19 protein-coding genes are annotated in these 20,403 nt (G+C 34.0%); 12 read left to right on the forward strand and 7 right to left on the reverse strand.

Annotation, left to right across the window (positions count from 1 at the left end; genetic code table 11):
• Positions 1–155: 155 nt before the first annotated feature.
• The 3 genes from U6A24_RS04230 to U6A24_RS04240 are packed head-to-tail and all read right to left on the reverse strand — an operon-like array spanning position 156 to position 3,917.
• Entirely contained in the window at positions 156–1,550 is a 1,395-nt protein-coding gene (locus U6A24_RS04230) for a radical SAM protein (RefSeq protein ID WP_324178694.1), read from the reverse strand.
• Positions 1,540–2,280 carry a prolipoprotein diacylglyceryl transferase family protein gene (locus U6A24_RS04235; RefSeq protein WP_324178695.1) on the reverse strand — a complete coding sequence of 247 codons (741 nt, stop codon included), beginning with the start codon at positions 2,278–2,280 and terminating at the stop codon, positions 1,540–1,542. The genes U6A24_RS04230 and U6A24_RS04235 overlap by 11 nt, the downstream gene beginning before the upstream one ends.
• 38 nt (positions 2,281–2,318) lie before the next feature.
• Positions 2,319–3,917, reverse strand: coding sequence for a SulP family inorganic anion transporter (locus U6A24_RS04240; RefSeq protein WP_324178696.1), 1,599 nt, complete (start codon positions 3,915–3,917; stop codon positions 2,319–2,321).
• Between the two features lie 152 nt (positions 3,918–4,069).
• Between U6A24_RS04240 and U6A24_RS04245 the strand changes: the two genes are divergently transcribed.
• Positions 4,070–5,815, forward strand: a complete 1,746-nt coding sequence (locus U6A24_RS04245; RefSeq protein WP_324178697.1) for a M14 family metallopeptidase — start codon at positions 4,070–4,072, stop codon at positions 5,813–5,815.
• Here U6A24_RS04245 and U6A24_RS04250 read toward each other — a convergent pair.
• Positions 5,807–6,415, reverse strand: a complete 609-nt coding sequence (locus U6A24_RS04250) for an NUDIX hydrolase (protein WP_324178698.1) — start codon at positions 6,413–6,415, stop codon at positions 5,807–5,809. The two genes, U6A24_RS04245 and U6A24_RS04250, sit on opposite strands and share 9 nt — an antisense overlap.
• An 8-nt stretch (positions 6,416–6,423) precedes the next feature.
• On the opposite strand from U6A24_RS04250, the gene pyrE reads away from it, so the two are divergent.
• Together pyrE and U6A24_RS04260 are read left to right on the forward strand one after the other, a co-directional pair.
• Complete coding sequence (gene pyrE / locus U6A24_RS04255) at positions 6,424–7,065, forward strand: orotate phosphoribosyltransferase (protein ID WP_324178699.1); 642 nt, start codon at positions 6,424–6,426, stop codon at positions 7,063–7,065.
• Between the two features lie 15 nt (positions 7,066–7,080).
• Positions 7,081–7,473 carry an SRPBCC family protein gene (locus tag U6A24_RS04260; protein ID WP_324178700.1) on the forward strand — a complete coding sequence of 131 codons (393 nt, stop codon included), beginning with the start codon at positions 7,081–7,083 and terminating at the stop codon, positions 7,471–7,473.
• Positions 7,474–7,476: 3 nt separating this feature from the next.
• Here the strand turns inward: U6A24_RS04260 and U6A24_RS04265 are convergent, their stop codons facing one another.
• Positions 7,477–8,208, reverse strand: a complete 732-nt coding sequence (locus U6A24_RS04265; protein ID WP_324178701.1) for a biotin--[acetyl-CoA-carboxylase] ligase — start codon at positions 8,206–8,208, stop codon at positions 7,477–7,479.
• Between the two features lie 89 nt (positions 8,209–8,297).
• Here U6A24_RS04265 and rsfS point away from each other — a divergent pair, with 89 nt between their 5' ends.
• The 6 genes from rsfS (at position 8,298) to U6A24_RS04295 (ending at position 13,178) form a co-directional block, all read left to right on the forward strand.
• Complete coding sequence (gene rsfS, locus U6A24_RS04270) at positions 8,298–8,669, forward strand: ribosome silencing factor (protein WP_324178702.1); 372 nt, start codon at positions 8,298–8,300, stop codon at positions 8,667–8,669.
• 13 nt (positions 8,670–8,682) lie between these two features.
• Positions 8,683–10,635 carry an ATP-dependent zinc metalloprotease FtsH gene (ftsH, locus tag U6A24_RS04275; RefSeq protein ID WP_324178703.1) on the forward strand — a complete coding sequence of 651 codons (1,953 nt, stop codon included), beginning with the start codon at positions 8,683–8,685 and terminating at the stop codon, positions 10,633–10,635.
• A 117-nt stretch (positions 10,636–10,752) separates the two neighbouring features.
• Positions 10,753–11,364, forward strand: a complete 612-nt coding sequence (locus U6A24_RS04280; RefSeq protein WP_324178704.1) for an LUD domain-containing protein — start codon at positions 10,753–10,755, stop codon at positions 11,362–11,364.
• A 1-nt stretch (position 11,365) separates the two neighbouring features.
• The gene (locus U6A24_RS04285) at positions 11,366–12,169 is read left to right on the forward strand and encodes a phosphatidate cytidylyltransferase (RefSeq protein WP_324178705.1); all 804 of its coding nucleotides are present in this window, start codon (positions 11,366–11,368) and stop codon (positions 12,167–12,169) included.
• The gene (locus tag U6A24_RS04290; protein ID WP_324178706.1) at positions 12,159–12,806 is read left to right on the forward strand and encodes a phosphatidylserine decarboxylase family protein; all 648 of its coding nucleotides are present in this window, start codon (positions 12,159–12,161) and stop codon (positions 12,804–12,806) included. The genes U6A24_RS04285 and U6A24_RS04290 overlap by 11 nt, the downstream gene beginning before the upstream one ends.
• Before the next feature lie 93 nt (positions 12,807–12,899).
• Complete coding sequence (locus tag U6A24_RS04295; RefSeq protein WP_324178707.1) at positions 12,900–13,178, forward strand: acyl-CoA-binding protein; 279 nt, start codon at positions 12,900–12,902, stop codon at positions 13,176–13,178.
• Between the two features lie 58 nt (positions 13,179–13,236).
• Here U6A24_RS04295 and U6A24_RS04300 read toward each other — a convergent pair whose 3' ends face one another.
• The gene (locus tag U6A24_RS04300; protein ID WP_324178708.1) at positions 13,237–15,870 is read right to left on the reverse strand and encodes a valine--tRNA ligase; all 2,634 of its coding nucleotides are present in this window, start codon (positions 15,868–15,870) and stop codon (positions 13,237–13,239) included.
• Between the two features lie 273 nt (positions 15,871–16,143).
• On the opposite strand from U6A24_RS04300, the gene U6A24_RS04305 reads away from it, so the two are divergent.
• A complete protein-coding gene (locus tag U6A24_RS04305) occupies positions 16,144–16,533 on the forward strand; it encodes a DUF1573 domain-containing protein (protein ID WP_324178709.1) in 390 nt (129 codons plus the stop codon).
• A 61-nt stretch (positions 16,534–16,594) separates the two neighbouring features.
• Here the strand turns inward: U6A24_RS04305 and U6A24_RS04310 are convergent, their stop codons facing one another.
• Positions 16,595–17,977 (reverse strand): aspartyl protease family protein, encoded by a 1,383-nt coding sequence (locus U6A24_RS04310; RefSeq protein ID WP_324178710.1) that lies wholly within the window; start codon positions 17,975–17,977, stop codon positions 16,595–16,597.
• 102 nt (positions 17,978–18,079) lie between these two features.
• On the opposite strand from U6A24_RS04310, the gene U6A24_RS04315 reads away from it, so the two are divergent.
• Together U6A24_RS04315 and murB are read left to right on the forward strand one after the other, a co-directional pair.
• Positions 18,080–19,273, forward strand: a complete 1,194-nt coding sequence (locus U6A24_RS04315) for a pyridoxal phosphate-dependent aminotransferase (RefSeq protein WP_324178711.1) — start codon at positions 18,080–18,082, stop codon at positions 19,271–19,273.
• Positions 19,270–20,286, forward strand: a complete 1,017-nt coding sequence (murB, locus tag U6A24_RS04320; protein ID WP_324178712.1) for a UDP-N-acetylmuramate dehydrogenase — start codon at positions 19,270–19,272, stop codon at positions 20,284–20,286. The genes U6A24_RS04315 and murB overlap by 4 nt, the downstream gene beginning before the upstream one ends.
• Positions 20,287–20,403: the final 117 nt, after the last annotated feature.

A 20,403-nucleotide genomic window follows, 5' to 3' on the forward strand; every position in this document is an offset into this window, starting at 1 on the left:
GATAATAAAGAGTATTTTACCCGCTCTACGAAAGCTTTTTCTAAATAAGATAATTCCTATTCCTGATAGCAAAGCCGGAGGTCCTAACAAAATTAAGAGTAAAAAATAGACGATTATACTATAATCTCCCCCTTCAAAAAAAAGTAGCCTAAATATCATATAGTTTCGTTTCTAAGTTGTTCTAAATATTCTAATTTGTCATCTCTATAAAACAAATTCATAGTTTCAAAAGGTATAATCTTATAATCTTTATTCACAATATGAACACATGACTTCTTGATTGCCCTAACATCAAAATTATATGCATCAATAAATTGCATAATAATAATTCTGAATAAATTTTCATATTCAACATCAGGAGCATCGATCTCTGGCAAACAGCACATTATTGATTTTAGATTTTCTGAAGCGGTTTCCACCGAATTTCCGGTACTAAATAATTCTAAGACTTTCCCATGTAGTTCTTTGTCTTGCTCATATACAATGGTATTTTTACCATTATCCAACAGATCAGCAGGATTAATATAACGTGTAAGAGGTAAAATACCATCTTCATTCTTTAATGCGTATCCCATTACCAGAGCATCAGGATTACAAGGCACTGGGATAAGATCATCGGTTTTAAAAACAGGAAATTGTTCTAGGATTTTTCTTCGAACCTCAGTAAGGGTAATTCGATTTGTTTGTGCATTAAAGTCTTCTAATCTTCCTGCAATTTGTGTAGGTTGAAAAGTGACCCCACGTACACATTTTTGCTTTGTAGCAAAATCAAGAATTTCTCCTATCTCAAGATTATTAAGACCTTTTTCCAAAGTGACCACCAAAGTAGTAGAGAGGTTGAATTGATTAAGATTTTCTATGGCCTGTTCACGTGTTCTGGTTAAATCTTCACCTCTTAGCTTTTGTAAAACTTCGGGTTGTAAGGAATCAAATTGTAGGTAAATCTCAAAATCCGGCATATATCCTTTCAGCCGTTCGACAAAATTAATGTCTTTGGCTATACGAATACCATTGGTATTTACCATTAGATGTCGAATAGGTAATTTTTTGGCATAATCAAGAATTTCGAAGAATTGAGGATGCACCGTAGGCTCCCCACCACTAATCTGAACCACATCGGGTTCTTTTTCGTTCTCTACAATAGTGTCCAACATTTTCTTAATTTCTTCAAGTGTACGATGACGACCATAGCTAGGTGAAGAAGAGGCATAACATGTAGGGCATGTTAAGTTACATCGATCTGTGACTTCAATAATCGTTAAGCAAGAGTGTTGTTCATGATCCGGGCATAATCCGCAATCATAAGGACACCCATAATCTGTAGCTGTATTAAATTTATATGGAAACTCTGAAGGCTTGTTATAATTCCTGATATTCTTATAGTATTCTATATCGTCGGCTATTAGTACTTTGGATCTACCATGTTCCGGGCAACGTTTCAGCATAAAAACCTTACCTTTTTCAAAAACTATTTTTGCATCGACTCTTTTAAGACATTCGGGACATAAACTTAGTGTGTAATCGTAATACGTATAATTTCTAGTTGGCATAAAAGAGATTTCGAATAGTTTTGTGATAATAAAGCCAGCATAAGATACATAAATACTGTATACTACTTAAACCAAAAATCAAAAATGTATTAGGTTTTAAAAATTCTATTATAAAACGAAATGAGAAATATGATATCATAAAATATTGAAACAAAAGACCGTTCTTAAGAATTTTCTTTTTCTGAATATGCTTTAAAAACACCCATAAAATCATTAGAAATACAACTTCAAATAATGCAATGGGATATCTCATAATGCCATCGCCCAGATCCATTCCTAAAAAGGAAGTGGTTTCTATACCATAGGTAAATTCATTAACACCTGCCAAAAAACAACCAATCCTACCTACGATAATACCCAGTATTATGGGAAAAGTAAATAAATCTCCTGAAGACTTTGTTTCATTAATTAGTTTTTTCGTTGCCTCGACTCCAAAAAGTCCACCAAAAAGTCCACCCATAATTGTTTTGGCATTAAGTATTAAAAGGAAATACTCTGCTTTGTAAGAAAAGATAGGATTTTCTAAAAAGGCTACAACTCTGGAACCCAGAAAAGCACCGAATACAGCGCCCACGATAATCGATAATCGATTATTGTTGGTTATGGGATCTTGCGTATATTTTTTGAGGTGTATATAATAACGAAAACCTACGAAGAAAGCTGCATATTCCAAAATCAAATGGATATTCAACTTAACACCAAAAATGATAGGTTCAAAAGGAATATCCATTTGCTGCTTTATTCGATTTCATATCGAAATATACATTTTTATTCCATCACTTTGGCCATCACATGATATCTGGGATCATCTACATTATGCTCAATAACACTTGCGAGTCTTGGTGAAGCTTTGATCATTAATGCCTGACACTCTTCGCTAAGGTGTTTTATCTTTACTCTTTTTCCGGCTTCTTCATATTTTCCAACCAACGCCCAAATCGCTTCTAATGCAGAATGATCGCTTACACGAGATTCTATAAAATCAATCTCTACACTTTCTGGATCATTTGCTACATCGAACTTATTATTAAATGCTTGTATACTTCCAAAGAAAAGAGGTCCCCAGATTTCATACACTTTGGTACCATCTTCTCGAACATGTTTTCTTGCACGAATACGTTTTGCGCTCTCCCATGAAAAAGCAAGAGCAGACATGATTACACCAGCGATTACCGCAACTGCCAAATCAAAGAAAACAGTAAGCGAAGAAACCGCAACCAAAACGATGGCATCTGTTAATGGAATTTTACTAATAATTCTAAAACTTGACCATGCAAAAGTCCCTATTACCACCATAAACATTACTCCTACTAATGCAGCTATGGGTACCTGCTCTATAAGCCCCGAGGCAAATAATATAAACATCAATAAAGTGACGGCTGCTACTATACCCGAAAGTCGGGTACGTCCTCCTCCTTTAATATTAATAATAGACTGACCGATCATTGCACAACCTCCCATACCACCAAAAAGTCCAGTAATGATATTAGCTCCACCTTGAGCCATACATTCTCTATTTGAGTTACCCCTGGTTTCAGTCAACTCATCTATTAAATTTAAGGTCATTAATGATTCTATCAATCCAATAGCCGCAAGAATCAAAGCATAGGGACCAATAAACTTAAAAGTTTCCCAAGTCATTGGTACTTTATTAAATATATCTAATTGAAATTGCGGAAGTCCTCCTTTTAAACCTTCTCCCCCACCATCACGAATAAAACTACCTACGGTGGCAACATCCAATTTTCCAAGTATCACAATTGCTGAGACTACTACAATTCCTATTAAAGCCTCAGGTAATTTTGAAGTAGCTTTTAATTTTGGTAATCCCCACATGATTGCCATTGTAAGTAATACCAGCCCCAGCATTAACCACAGATCTGTTCCTTGCATCCAAACTTTTTCACCATCCACAAATTCTTTAAACATTCCCAATTGAGAAAGAAAAATCACAATAGCCAATCCATTTACAAACCCCATCATTACAGGATGCGGAATCAAGCGTACAAACTTACCTAGTTTTAGAACTCCTGCCAGCATTTGTATAACTCCCATAAGAATTACCGTTGCAAATAGATAATACAATCCAAGTTCTTCCCCAGGAGCTCCCATTGCATTTCCTTCGGCAACAAGGCTAACCATTACCACAGCTAATGCTCCCGTAGCTCCAGAAATCATACCGGGACGACCACCAAAAATAGAAGTGATTAATCCTATCATAAATGCTGCATACAATCCTACCAAAGGATCTACCCCTGCAACAAAGGCAAAAGCAACTGCTTCTGGAACCAATGCAAGGGCAACAGTTAATCCAGATAAAATATCATTTTTGGCATTGGCCACTCTTTTTCTTACAAACTCTGTCATAGCAATGGTATTTGAGGCTGCAAAAATACGTTTATTTTAGAGTACAGCAAGTAAAATTAAAAGGTATCTCATTATGAGACAGTACTAAAACGTTATAGAAGATTCTTAATCTATAAAACTTAGTATATTTGGCCTTCACACAACTATACACCATGCAAAGAATCCTACTCGCAATCTTCATTTTATTTATTTTTTCTTGTACTACTTCAGAAAAGAATCCTTTAAAAGACTTTGATTTTACAACTCATTTTGAAAAAAGCAACGGGACCGAAACACCTACCTATCCGGAAGTTATTACCTATTATCAGAATCTTGCCGAAGCTTATAATGAAATCAGTATTCAAGAAATGGGGGTGACAGATAGCGGAAAACCTTTACATATTGTAACCCTGAATCCTGATCAAGAGTTTAACTTTGAAAAAATTCGCGAGACCAAACGCATTATATTGATTAATAATGGTATTCATCCTGGAGAAAGTGATGGTATCGATGCATCGATGTTATTATTAAGGGATATTGCTCAAGGTTCCGTTAAGCCCCCTAAAAATACAGTTTTGGTAGTTATCCCTATATATAATATTGGTGGTGCATTGAATCGAAATTCTGGCACTAGAACCAATCAAAACGGACCAAAAGAATATGGTTTCAGAGGTAATGCCCGTAATTATGATCTTAATCGGGATTTCATAAAGAATGATACTAAAAACGCTCAAACATTTGCCAAAATATTTCACTTGGTACAACCCGATGTTTTTATAGACAATCATGTGAGTAATGGTGCGGATTACCAGTATACACTTACTCATTTATTTACCCAGCATAATAAATTAGGGGGCGAATTAGGCAATTATCTCAATACACAAATGCAACCACAATTAGAAAAATCTTTAAAAAGTAAAAATTGGGATATCACTCCCTATGTGAATGTTTGGGGTACCACACCTAATAAAGGATGGGCACAATTTATGGATTCTCCCAGATATTCTACTGGCTATACTACAGTATGGAATACCTTGGGAATGATGGTTGAAACTCATATGCTTAAACCCTATAAAAAAAGAGTTGAAGGCACGTATGAATTAATGAAATCAATGATCGATATTGTTGAAAAAGACGGGACGACTATAAGTTCATTGAGAAAAAAAGCATTTGACGAACTACCTGATCAAAGAACATACCCTCTGAATTGGAAAGTAGACACAACACAAACTACACAGTTTACTTTTAAAGGATATGAAGGAGATTTTATTGACAGCGAAATTACAGGAGCCAAAAGATTAAAGTATTATCAGAATAAACCCTATGCAAAAAAAGTGTCGTATAAAAACTATTTTGTTCCAACAACAAAAATTGAAGTACCCAAAGCATATATTATACCTCAAGGATGGTGGACAGTCATTGATTTACTAAAACTGAATCAAATCGAATTTGAAACATTAGAAAAGGACAGCACCCTCACTACAGAAATCTATCGTATTTCGAATTACAAAACTAGAACAAGTCCTTATGAAGGACATTATTTACATTATGAAACTTCGGTAACAAAAAGTAATGAAAAGATTACTTTCAAAAAAGGAGATATTATTATCCCTACTAATCAAAGAGGTTTTAGATATCTTCTAGAAACTCTTGAGCCTGAGGCTCCAGATTCTTTCTTTAATTGGAATTTTTTTGATACTATTTTACAGCAAAAAGAAGGATTTTCCCCATATGTCTGGGAAGATAAGGCGAAAGAACTACTTGAAAATAATAAAAAGTTAAGAATTGAGTTCGAAACCAAGAAAAAAGATACTGCTTTTGCCAATAATTGGTATACACAACTAGATTGGTTACACAAACAATCGAACAATTATGAAAAGGCTCATATGAGGTATCCGATATATAGAGTTTTAAGATAAATAATCATGAGAGAATAGTAATCTTATGTTTGCATAAGAATCTTTCAAGGCTTTAATCGCTTTTTTCTTGTCTTTCCATTTTACTTTCATAATGCCTTCATTTTTTTGAGGAACAAGTTTTCCGTTATATTCTGTCTTCATTTCAAACCAGTAAGTAACCTTTAATCGAAACTCTCCATTTCTTTTAAAAACATGATAAGACTTGTATAAAAACTTGGTAATCTCCAATCCCGTTACGCCGGTTTCTTCTTCCACCTCTCGTATAGCAGTGGTTTCCATATCCTCTTTTTTCTCTGCTTTTCCTTTAGGTAAATCCCATTTTCCATTTCGGTGAATAAATAAAATTTCTTTCTTTTCGTTATACACCTTACCTCCGCCTGCCATTACCACTGGGAGCTTAGCATACAAATGTTCTATTAACTTGTCCTCAGTCTTGTGAAAAAAATGATATTTTGCCTCATTCCCCGCTGCCTCATTAGCCAAAACATCTCGTATAATTCTCGGAAAATCAACCTCTTTTATATGGACGGTTCTGTAACCTTCAATAGACTTTTTTGTAGACAGAATAATAGGTGTATTATTCACAAAAACTTTATACATTTGCAACTATGATTTTTGATAAAGATACAGCAAAAAAAACTGCTGAATTACTACTGCAAATTAACGCAATAAAATTACAACCACAAGAACCTTTTACCTGGGCATCGGGTTGGAAATCTCCTATTTACTGTGATAATCGTATTACACTATCTTATCCAGAAATACGAAACTACCTAAAACAAAATCTTGCCAAATTTATCGAACAAAAATATGGCAAACCAGATGTAATTGCGGGTGTAGCCACTGGTGCTATTGGGATAGGGATGCTTGTAGCACAGGAACTTGACCTTCCATTTATTTATGTTCGCCCAGAAGCCAAAAAACATGGAAGAAAAAATCAAATTGAAGGAATCGTTCCTGAAGGAAAGAGTATCGTTGTAGTAGAAGATTTAATTAGCACCGGAAAAAGTAGCCTTAATGCCGTAAAAGCACTAAAAGAAGTAAATGCAGATGTAAAAGGTATGGTAGCAATTTTTAATTATGGGTTTGATATCGCAACGCATAATTTTAAAGAAGCGGCACTATCTTTGAACACACTAAGTAATTATGAAAATCTATTAGAGCAAGCTCTGGACACTAATTATATTACTCAAGAACAGCAAAAAACATTACAAGGTTGGAGAACTAATCCCGCCGAGTGGAACTTATAATAATAAAACAATACCATGAATTTAGAAAGCCCTACGGTGACTGTAAATAAAACAGCCGAAGAAGTGTTTGAATTTTTAACAAAAGTTGAAAATTTTGAACAAATCATGCCCGAGAGTAAACAAAAATTTGAAAAAATAAGTGATTCAAGATTTCTCTTTCAATTAAAAGGAATGCCAGAATTGGTTTTGGATCAAAAAGGAAATACACCTCATAGTCAAGTTGTTTTGGGTGCTGCAAGTGATAAACTACCTTTTACGCTTACTGCAGACATCATTAATACCGAAGATGGAAAAAGTACAACAAAACTTACCTTTAATGGAGAGTTTAATGCAATGATGTCAATGATGATCAAAAATCCTATTCAGAATTTCATCAATACATTAAGCGAAAACCTTGGGAAACTTTAAAATCTAATAAAGCAAGCTAATCTCTTTAAGATCAAAGGGGGTTACAATTTCATCTTCTAACAATACTTGAAGTTTACCTTCATTATTAACAGATTGAATAATACCGACAAAAGAATTGCCCTCAGCATCCAAGAATGTTGAGGGTTTGTTTCTTCTAAAAAGTAACCTCTCATATTCTTTCTTAAGCATTGCAAAACTCGAAGTTGTTAATTGAGTAAATCTCTGTTCTAATTTGGTCAACAACACATCAAGAACTTCTTCTATCTCTAAATCCTTGCCCAAAATCTTTTTTAATGATCCAGCCTGGGGAAGGTTATCAAACTCTAGTTGGTTCACATTAATTCCAATTCCTATAATTGCTCCATTTAAACTGCCATTTTTAACAACATTTTCTATTAAAATCCCACAGATTTTTTTTCGGTCTGACAGAATGTCGTTTGGCCATTTTATTGATAATTTGGTAATTAAAAGATCATTCAAAGCATCACAAACAGCCAATGAAACGGCAATAGAAATAAAGAATTGCTCAACAAGCTCAATCCCCTTGACCTGCATAAACACACTACATGTAAGGTTTTTTCCTGGTTCGCTTTGCCAAACAGTCCCCATTTGCCCTTTACCTGCAAGTTGTTCTTTTGCCATTACACAAACAGGACCATCAAATTGTTTTTGGCGATTTAATTCCCTGAGAAAAGCATTTGTAGAGTCAATGGCATCAACTTTGATTATATCCATCTAAAAGGTGTAAAAGTTTTATAAATGTAGGTATATTACCGACATTAAAAAGATAAAAAGTAATAACTTTACACAAATAAAAAAAATGCATGACAAAAAAAGAAATCGGTACTGATCAATTAATCACTCATATTATAAAAGGTATTGAAGAAGTAAAAGGTAATGATATTAACATTTTGGACCTCCGGGATATTGAAAACACAGTATGTAACTACTTCGTAATCTGTAACGGAACTTCAAATACTCAAGTAAACGCGATCGTAAATTCCATACAAAAAACGGTAAGTAAAGAACTTAAAGACAAACCATGGCATGTTGAAGGTAGCGATAATGCAGAGTGGGTATTAATTGATTATGTAAATGTAGTGGTGCATGTTTTTCAAAAACATATTAGAGAATTTTATGATATTGAAGGACTTTGGGGAGATGCAAAAACTACAGTTATCGAGACAAATTATTAAAAGCAAACCGTAAATGGCTAGAGAAAATAAAAAAACAGAACCTAATAAAAAACCAAAGTTTAGCGCATATTGGATTTATGCTGTTATAATTGCTGGTTTTATAATATTAAACTTTATGGGGGGAAACAGTTTTGGGTCTGCCCCTACTACTTCTCCTTCTGAGTTTCAGGAATTTTTAAGTAATGGCGAAGTTGAGAAAGTTGTTATTATAAATCGTCGACAGGCTAAAGTATTTCTTACAAACGATGCTAAAGCTCTAGACAAACACAAAAAAAATAAAGGCAATTCTATATTGCCAGCGAGCCCAAATGATCCCGATTACCAATTTGAGTTTGGAGATCTTCAAAATTTTGAAAACAAAATCGCTCAAATAAAAACTGAAAAAGGGTTAGATACTCAGGTAAATTATGATACCGAAAGTAATGTGTGGGGAGAGATTTTTGTTACCCTGCTACCTTTTGCTTTGATTATTGGAGTATGGATATTCATCATGCGTAGAATGAGTGGAGGCTCTGGTGGCGGTGCTGGTGGACAAATTTTCAATATCGGTAAATCTAAAGCAAAACTTTTTGATCAAAATACAGAAGTAAAAGTTTCTTTTGAAAATGTTGCAGGTCTTGAAGGAGCTAAAGAAGAAATTCAGGAAATTGTAGATTTCTTGAAAAACCCAGAAAAATATACCTCACTTGGAGGAAAAATACCAAAAGGTGCATTATTAGTAGGACCTCCGGGAACTGGAAAAACGCTGTTGGCAAAAGCCGTTGCAGGTGAAGCCAAAGTACCTTTCTTTTCTTTATCAGGATCAGATTTTGTCGAAATGTTTGTAGGTGTAGGAGCTTCAAGAGTGAGAGACCTTTTCAAACAAGCCAAAGAAAAATCTCCAGCGATAATATTTATTGATGAAATAGATGCCATTGGTAGAGCAAGAGGTAAAAGTAATTTCTCTGGATCAAATGATGAACGTGAGAATACATTAAACCAACTCCTTACCGAAATGGATGGTTTTGGAACCAATACCAATGTAATTGTAATTGCCGCTACAAACAGAGCCGATGTACTAGATAAAGCATTAATGCGAGCTGGTAGATTTGATAGACAAATTTATGTAGACTTACCCGATGTTCGTGAGCGTAAAGAAATTTTTGAGGTACACCTTAGACCTCTTAAAAAAATCGAAAATGAATTAGATACAGACTTCTTGGCCAAACAAACTCCGGGATTCTCTGGAGCTGATATTGCTAATGTATGTAATGAAGCTGCATTAATTGCGGCAAGAAAAGGCAATAAAGCTGTTGGAAAACAAGATTTTCTGGACGCCGTAGACAGAATTGTTGGCGGATTAGAGAAAAAGAATAAAATCATCACTCCTGAAGAAAAACGAGCAATCGCTTTTCATGAAGCTGGTCACGCTACTGTAAGTTGGATGCTAGAGCATGCGGCTCCATTGGTTAAAGTAACAATTGTCCCTAGAGGACAATCACTTGGTGCAGCATGGTACCTTCCCGAAGAGAGGTTAATTGTAAGACCAAATCAAATGCTTGATGAAATGTGTGCGGCACTTGGAGGCCGTGCAGCAGAACAAGTAATATTTAATGAAATTTCTACAGGGGCGTTAAGTGACCTTGAAAAAGTTACAAAACAAGCGAGAGCCATGGTTACCATATATGGACTAAATGATAAAGTAGGTAACCTAACATATTATGACTCTTCTGGTCAAAGCGAGTACAGCTTCACCAAACCATATAGTGAGCAAACTAGTGAGCTTATTGATAAAGAAATTTCTAATATCATAGAAGAGCAATATCAACGTGCTATCCAATTACTAGAAAAGCACAAGGATAAATTAACAGAATTAGCAGAAGTGTTACTCGAAAAAGAGGTTATTTTTAAGGATAATCTAGAAAAAATCTTTGGAGAAAGACCTTTCGGTAAAAAAGAAGAAGAGATTGTTACTGAACCGTCATAAATAAAACATTTTTACTAGTAAATTAAAAAATCTTAACCTAAGCAGAATATTGGGTTAAGATTTTTTTTATCTTTGAATGTATTGTAAAATTGTAATTCCCCAAGCATAATCTAAAAAATGAGTCTATTTAGAAGAATTTTTTTTCCAAAATCTAAATCAGACCAAAAGAGTAAGGAACGCCATATAGAGGATCGCAGTAAGTATATGCCAGAAATTGATCTTCCGATCGATGAAAGTTTTATGATGAATTTCAAAAGAAACGGAGGCAAATTTCTTTATTGTGACAAAGATGATGAAGTTTTGGATTCTTTTGATAAGATACTTTTAGAAAATGATTGGTACGAGAAAGATGTATGTTGTTTTGACATTGGCCTTGAACATAAATTTTCTGGCTTTAACCTTAACTTCGTAAAACAATCTTCGGCATCTTTCTTTTTTGCTACATGTGAATATTTAATTGCCGATAGTGGAGCTATTCTTGTATCCTCTAATCAACTTAGAGAAAAAAAACTAACCGAACTGCCCGATAATTTTGTTATCCTAGCTGCTACAAGCCAATTAGTTAAGAGTATTGGAGAAGGCCTTAAAGGCATTAAAAACAAAAACAAAAATTCTATTCCTTCTAACATCACCACAATAAAAGACTTCGAGCCACAAAAAGAAAAGGATTTCTTAAGCTATGGAAGTAGTTCAAAAAATCTATATTTGCTCCTGCTGGAAGATTTATAATATGAAGGAACTACTCACAAGATCTTTATCAGGGTTTTTATATGTATTAATCCTATTAATATCCATTTTTGTGTCCAAATACACCTTTCTTGGGGTATTTCTGATTTTTGGAATGATTTCTATTTATGAATTTCAAAAATTAATTCATCTTAGAAATAAAAGATTGTACATTATTTTTCTTTTCATCCTAGGATTACTAAATGTTTTTCAAGATAAATTATATGTAACCCTCCCATTTTTGATATTAACTATTATTACAGAATTATTTTTGGTAAAAGATTTGGTTACTATTCGTATCATTCCAATGTTCGAACAAAGAAAGTACAGAACAAGCATCTTTTATTTAATCACTTGTATCGTTTTCTTAACTTTGGTTCCTAATTACTCTGGCGAATACCAACCACTAATAATTGCTGGAGCCTTTTTGATCACATGGGCCAATGATAGTTTTGCCTATTTGGTTGGGAAAAACTTTGGCAAGCACAAGTTATTAGAGCGAATATCACCAAAAAAAACAATCGAAGGTTTTATTGGGGGATTTGTTTTTTCAATTCTAGCAGGATATTTAATAGCGGTGTTATCACATACCTTATCTATAACGATTTGGTTGATTATAAGTATAATTATGAGTATTTTTGGTACACTAGGTGATTTAATTCAATCTAAGTTTAAAAGACAAGCGGGAGTTAAAGACAGTGGTACCATTATGCCAGGACATGGTGGCATCTATGATCGTTTGGATAGTGTTATATTTGCCAGCCCGTTTTTATATGCATTTTTACAAATTTTGAAATATGTTTCATAAAGAAGGATATAAAATTATATCGGTAGCGATTGTTTTATTTTTAGGAATTAATGTTGCTTCTTATGTTGCCATTCAAATCAAAGAATGGCAAATAGCAATATTGGTGTTAACATTGGCATTCTTAATATTGATCTTACAATTTTTTAGAAACCCTAAACGAAAAACACTTGTAGCCGATAACACTGTGGTATCTCCCGTAGATGGAAAAGTAGTAGTTATCGAAGAAGTGTTTGAAAAAGAACATTTTAAAGACAACAGACTTCAGGTGTCAATATTTATGTCTCCAATTAATGTTCATGTAACTAGACATCCTATCGGCGGAAATGTTACTTTCAGTAAGTATCACCCAGGAAAATACTTAGTAGCATGGCATCCAAAAGCTTCAGAAGAAAACGAAAGAACCACTGTAGTTGTTAAAAACAATATTGTAGAAATACTATATAGGCAAATTGCAGGAGCATTGGCAAAGCGAATTGTAAATTATGCTACAGAAGGTGAGCAAGTGGTTCAAGGTTCAGATAGTGGTTTCATAAAATTTGGCTCAAGAGTAGATGTTTTTTTACCCGTGGGAACCAAAATTAATGTAAACCTTAACGAAAAAGTAAGAGGAGGAGAAAGTGTAATAGCCACCTTATAAAAAACACAAAGAACATTCCAATTCATAAAAGAATTGTTTGATCGACTTTTTAAGTATACTTCCCTATTGGAATATTAAAAAGCTGTTATAGACATGAATGATGAAGAATTAAATATTGCTTTTGAAAAGGCTTATGAGCGTGCTTGTAATACAAAAATACAATTTCCGCCTGACATCATGCTTCACTTCTATGCGCATTACAAGCAAGCAACTCATGCCGATGGTTTCTATACTCCATCTGGAGATAGTCAACTTAGAAACGCTTTTAAATTAAACGCTCTTTTTCAGGTAAAAGATCTGTCACAACGAGAAGCAAAAATTAAATATATAGAACTGGTAAACAAATACATTGTTGACCAAGTTGATGATTAATAAAAAAGGCTTTGGAGTTCCCAAAACCTTTTTTATAATTATTATTTTTCATCAAAACTTAGTTTTGCAAACTCTCAAGACTGGACTTTAAAGTTGCTATTTTGGCCTCGGCATCTGCTTGTTTTTTACGCTCATTGGCAATAACTTGTTCTGGAGCATTATTCACAAAACGTTCATTTTGTAATTTTTTCTGAACAGATTTCAAAAAGCCTTCAGTATATGTTAATTCTTCTGTAAGCTTCTTTACTTCTTCTTCCACATCAATAGCACCAGATATCGGAATAAAATATTCATTAGATTTTACTCTAAACGAAAGTGCTCCTTCTACTTGCGCATCAACATAATTTAGCGAAGATATGTTCCCCAATTTACTGATTACAGTATCAAAGGTTGCATCCAATTTTTCGCTATTTAAAACCGACAACTCTATAGCATCTTTAAAAGAAATATTCTTTTGTTTGCGTATTGTTCTAATGCCTGAAACCACTTCTGAAGCAATTTCAAATTGTTTTACTAGATCTTCATCTATCGATTTTGAAACTGGCCATTTAGCAATTATTAAAGCTTCTTCAGAGGTGCGATCTGTAATATTTTGCCATATTTCTTCAGAAATAAAAGGCACAAAAGGATGAAGTATCTTTAAATTATCTTCTAGAATAGCAATGACCTCTTGATATGTTTTTGCATCGACAGGACTACCATAAGATGGTTTGATCATTTCTAATAACCAACTACAGAAATCATCCCAAACCAACTTGTACGTTGTCATTAAAGCATCACTAATTCGGTATTTACTATAACTATCTTCAAGTTCTGCAAGCGCTTGCTGGAATCTTGATTCGTACCAATTTATTGCAACTCTTGAAGATTCGGGTTGTTCGATATTCGAATCAATTTCCCAACCTTTAATTAACCTGAAAGCATTCCAGATCTTATTAACAAAGGCACTACCCTGTTTACAAAGATCTTCATCAAACATAAGATCATTACCGGCAGGAGAACTAAGCAACATTCCTACACGTATCCCATCGGCCCCATATTGATCAATTAAATCTAATGGATCAGGTGAATTACCCAAGGACTTAGACATTTTACGCCTTTGTTTATCTCTTACAATTCCGGTGAGATATACATTTGTAAACGGTTTTTCTCCTTTATACTCATAACCTGCAATGATCATACGTGCTACCCAAAAGAACAAAATCTCTGGAGCGGTTACTAAATCATTAGTTGGATAGTAATAATTAATTTCTTCATTATCTGGTTCCAAAATACCATTAAAAACACTCATTGGCCATAACCAAGAAGAAAACCACGTGTCCAGCGCATCAGCATCTTGTGTAAGGTCATTATCGGCAAGGGTCATATTGCCGGTTTTCTCTTTTGCCAGTGCCAATGCCTCTTCCCTACTTTCGGCTACCACAAAGTCTTCTTTACCGTCGCCATAATAGTATGCGGGAATTTGATGTCCCCACCATAACTGACGCGAAATATTCCAATCCCGGACATTCTCCATCCAATGTCTATAGGTATTAATAAATTTTTCTGGTACAAGATTAACTTCTTTATCTAAAACAGCATCCAATGCAGGTTGCGCAAGGTCTTTCATCTTTAAAAACCATTGATCACTTAGTCTTGGTTCAATAACCGCTTTAGTACGTTCACTTGTTCCAACTTTATTAAGATGCGTTTCAGTTTTTTCTAGGGCACCTATGCTTTCTAATTCTTTAACAATCTCTTTACGAACTACAAAACGGTCTTTACCCTTGTAGTGTAAACCATAAGAATTAAGGGTTGCATCCTCGTTAAAAATATCAACCACTTCCAGATTGTGTTTATCACCTAATTCCTTGTCGTTTGGATCATGTGCCGGAGTTACTTTAAGACAACCAGTACCAAACTCCATATCAACATACTCATCTTCAATTATTGGAATTACACGATTAGCTATAGGCACAATAGCCTTTTTCCCTTTTAGATGAGTAAATCGTTCGTCATTTGGGTTAATACAAATGGCAGTATCCCCCATAATAGTTTCTGGACGTGTCGTAGCAATAGTTAGAGTATCATCACTCCCATCTATTTTATATTTAAGGTAGTAAAGATTACCTTGTTTTTCTTCATAAATTACTTCTTCATCGGACAAAGTGGTTTTTGCTTCGGGATCCCAGTTTACCATCCTATATCCTCTATAAATAAGCCCTTTGTTGTATAAATCAACAAAAACCTTGATTACAGATGCAGACAAATTGTCATCCATTGTAAAAGCAGTTCGTTCCCAATCACAAGAAGCCCCGAGTTTTTTCAACTGTTCAAGAATTATTCCGCCATGTTTATGAGTCCATTCCCAGGCATGTTCCAAAAACTCTTCTCGAGTAAGGTCATTTTTATTGACCCCTTGTTCTTTTAGTTTCGCAACAACTTTGGCTTCAGTAGCAATCGAAGCATGATCTGTACCCGGTACCCAGCATGCATTATACCCTTTGAGTCTTGCTTTACGTATCAACACATCTTGAATTGTATTGTTAAGCATATGCCCCATATGTAATACACCTGTTACGTTTGGTGGAGGTATTACAATTGTATAAGCTTCTCTTTCATCTACTTCAGAATGAAAATAATTATTCTTCATCCAGTAGTCATACCATTTTTCTTCTACTGATTTTGCATCATATTTTGTAGCTAATGCCATACTTTGGTCCGATTTTTGGAATTTGAAGTGCAAAAGTAATTATTAAAGTACGAAGTACGAAGAGAGGATGTTATAAATTATGGTAACGAGTATTAAAAAAACAAAAAATATTAACTACGATATTGTTTTATTATCTTAAAATTGAAGTTTTTACTGTTTAAGATACTTTAATTTTATAATTTCGCACCTCTTACTTTTTATCTTGTGCTTTTGGTTGCCATTTTGAAGTTGGATAAAAAGTGAGTACTTTTACAAACAACAAAAACCTACATTATGAAAAAAGTGATGATGATTCTATTTATTGGTTTTATGGGAGTTGCATTAAACGCTCAAGATGCAAAAATAGAATTTAAAACTGAAGTTATTGATTATGGCGAAATTGCTAAAGGTAGTGATGGCGTTCGTCAATTCGAATTTACAAATACAGGAGATGCCCCTCTAATCATTTCTAGAGTGTATTCTAGCTGCGGATGTACAATTCCTAAAAAACCAGAAAAACCAATTGCTCCAGGAGAAAGTGGGGTTATCGAGGTAAAATACGACACCAAAAGAGTTGGTCCTATTCGCAAAACAATAACTGTCTATTCTAACGCCAAAGAAGCAACAAAAGCTATTAAAATAAAAGGAACGGTATTGGACAAAAGTGTTTTAGAAAAGAACTAATAGCGCTGCAAAATATACTTAATTAACAAGGGTTGTGTCTGAAGACACAACCCTTGTTTTTTTAAATTACTTTTTTAAGATAAAAGGTGAATTTTAACTCTACCCCTAATCGATTTACTTTAATCTTAATGCGCTTCCCTTCTTCAAAGTAAAATAAATCGTTAAGCTGAGACAATTTGTAATTGTAAGCTTTTTTACCATTCACTTCAAGAATAATATCTCCTTTTTTTAATCCGACTTCATCAGCTGGAGAGCCAGGTCTTACATCCGAAATTTCATATTTAGGTCTTAAAATAAAATTACTTGCTAATTGTAATGTTTTTTCATTTACAACTCGATTTAATCCTAAATAACTCCTATTTTTTTCGGTAACCTTATTTATCACTGTAGGTTGTTCATCTTCTTCAGGAAGAACTGTATCAAAACCAATATGCTGAATTGTTAAACCACTCATATTATAATGAAAAGGTTTATCAAAGAAACTGTTTTTCTTAAATGAAATTTTTTGATTCGGATAATCAATGATTAAGTTAAACCGCCTAAGCACATTTCCTCCCAAAGATCCTTCTCTAGTATCCAAAGATATCCCTTGGATGTATATTGAATCTGGAAATGCAGTAGTAACTTCTTTAAGTTTGAAATCACCTATATGTAGCTCACTTATTTTGGATCTTTGACCAAAAATATCTCCATTAAATCCTTTTCCTAAAAAATCGGCAAACGATTTTTCGGGTATTGTGATACCTTTTTGCTCATTTTCAAATAACCATAAAGAAGATCCCGAACCAGAATCTAACAACAGGCGTACATCTGTTAACTTGTCTTTAGCTTTATATCTGGCTCCCACCAATGGACGTTTATTATTTTCTCTGAAATCCAATTTGGTACTGTGACACCTATCACATTTCTTATACTTATACTGATTAGGATCATGTACTTTTATAACTTTCTTGGTATAATTCACATCCAAAATGAAGTCTTTAAAAAAATCATACCCAATGATACCATGAATTGGAAACCCCATTCTTGGTGAAAAATTAATAGATTCGTCAAACACCAAATAAACAGTATGCTTAACACTAGTTGCATCTCCTATTCTTAACTCATTATCAAGTGATTTTATAGCTTCAACTGGTTCATCATCCCCCAATCCCCTGAGGTAAATTCTTGATGCATTTTTAAGTTCGAGAGACTCCTTGTTATCAACGCTAAAAATAATTGTAGAACCAACACCGGTGTCCAAAATAAAAGAGAGTTCTATTCCGTTAAGAATAACCGGAAGAATAATTAGGTTATTTGCTACTTCAAACTTAATCTTATCACTCTTTTTACCCGCAGGTAACTTAAAACTTGATTGAGCAGAAATAATAAAACTGAAAACCAGAAATAGAACTAATACCTTACTTTTAAGAAATTGACAAAAATTAAGCAGTAAAACTTTCATTACTTTAAATATAGAAAATTACTTGAAAAATCATTGCAATAGTGTGTCTATTTCTTAAAATATTTAAGAAATTTACCACTATTTATTTTTAAATCATAAAAGATGCCAGTAGTATCACGTAAAGGCAACGCAATGCCAGAATCTCCGATTCGGAAATTGGTTCCCTTTGCAGAAAAAGCAGAAAAAGAAGGTAAACATATTTATCGTCTTAATATAGGTCAACCAGATATTAAAACACCAATTGAGGCAATTAATGCCGTTAAAAACAATCAATTGGATATTCTGGCCTATAGCCATTCTGCCGGTTTTGAAAGCTTCAGAAATAAACTTGCCGGTTATTACGCGAAGCATGATATTACGATATCTTCTGAAGATATTTTGGTAACGACAGGAGGTAGTGAAGCACTTATTTTCACCATGGGAAGTATAACAGATCCTGGTGACGAAATCATAGTGCCCGAGCCATTTTATGCTAATTATTATAGTTTCTCAACGCAATCGACAGTTAAGGTGGTTCCTGTTATTTCAAAAATAGAAACAGGTTTTGCATTGCCATCTATTACAGAATTTGAAAAACTTATTACACCAAAGACCAAGGCAATTCTTATTTGCAATCCAGGAAACCCAACGGGATATTTATATAGTAAAGAAGAAATAAAACAACTTGCAGAATTAGCTATCAAATATGATTTATTTTTAATTTCTGATGAAGTATACCGTGAATTTGTTTATGACGACTCCGAGCATTATTCAATTCTGCAAGAAAAAGAGCTCAATGAGCATGCTATTGTAGTAGATTCTGTATCCAAACGCTATAGTATGTGTGGTGCCCGAATTGGTTGTATGGTAAGCAAAAACAAAAGTGTAATACAAACTGCAATGAAATTTGCACAGGCACGATTGAGCCCACCTACTTTAGCTCAAATTGCTAGTGAAGCTGCCTTGGAAGCGCCAGAAACATATTATAAAGAGACGGTTTCCAAATATAAATTAAGAAGAGACACTCTAGTATCGGGGCTTAAAGAAATACCTGGAGTAAAAGTTGCTACTCCTAAAGGTGCATTTTATTGTATTGCAGAGTTACCTATTAAAAATGCCGATGACTTTACCAAATGGTTGTTAGATAAATTTGATTTGGATAACGAAACTGTTATGTTAGCACCTGCTTCTGGGTTTTATTCAAGTCCTAATGTTGGCGAAAATCAAGTTCGAATAGCCTATGTGTTAAACAGAAGAGATCTAAGAAAAGCGGTTAACATCCTGAAGCTAGCCCTAGAAAAATACAACGATCAATGAATATCGAATACAACAAATCTTTAAGAGATTACAATACTTTTGGAATAGAGGTAATCGCTTCAGAATTTATAAAAATCACTTCAGAAGTAGCACTGAAAAATGTCCTTTTAAAGAAAAACAGAAAAGAGATATTCGTTATAAGTGGAGGTAGTAATATGCTTTTAACCAAAGACATTGATGCTTTAGTTTTACACATTGCAATACCCGGAATAACCGTCACTGATGAGTCCGATGATTCGGTTATGATTTCCGCAAATGCAGGAGAAAATTGGCATGACTTTGTTCTACATTGTATTCGCAATGATTATGGCGGATTAGAAAATTTATCTTTAATACCAGGATATGTAGGGAGCGCTCCTATACAAAACATTGGAGCCTATGGAGTAGAATTAAAGGATACTTTTGTAAGCTGTGAAGCTATCGAAGTATTATCGGGTCAAAAACATTTGTTTTCAAACGAAGATTGCAAATTCGGATATCGTAACTCTATTTTCAAAAATGATGCTAAAGGTAAATTTATCATTACCAAAGTCACCTTCAGATTGAGCAAAAAAAATCATATTCTTAACACAAGTTACGGAGCTATCGAAAATGCCTTGGCAGAAAACAATATTAGTACCCCAACAATTAAAGATGTTTCTGATGCAGTAATCCAAATTAGAAAAAGCAAACTCCCTGACCCTAAAGAAATTGGTAATAGCGGTAGTTTCTTTAAAAATCCGGTGATCCCTAAAGACCATTTTTCTGAACTTCAGAAATCACATCCCAATATCCCTTTTTATAAAGTGAGTGAAGAGAAGGTTAAAGTGCCTGCAGGTTGGTTAATAGAACAAAGTGGTTTTAAGGGTAAACGCTGGGGGGATGCGGGAGTTCACAAAAAACAAGCATTAGTTCTGGTCAATTATGATAATGCTTCTGGCCAGGAAATCCTGGACGTATCAAAAATAATTCAATCAGAAATAAAAAACAGATTCAATATCAACTTGGAAACCGAGGTAAACATAATAAAGTAGATTTTTGAAATATCAATTAGCGCAAGACCTTTTATAAAAATCTTATTAAAAAACATTATTATAAATCTTAATTTTTTGTTTTATATCTAGATAGCAATACATTCTTCGTATCTTTGC

Source organism: Aquimarina gracilis, from assembly GCF_035285365.1.
GTDB classification, from domain to species: Bacteria; Bacteroidota; Bacteroidia; order Flavobacteriales; family Flavobacteriaceae; genus Aquimarina; species Aquimarina gracilis.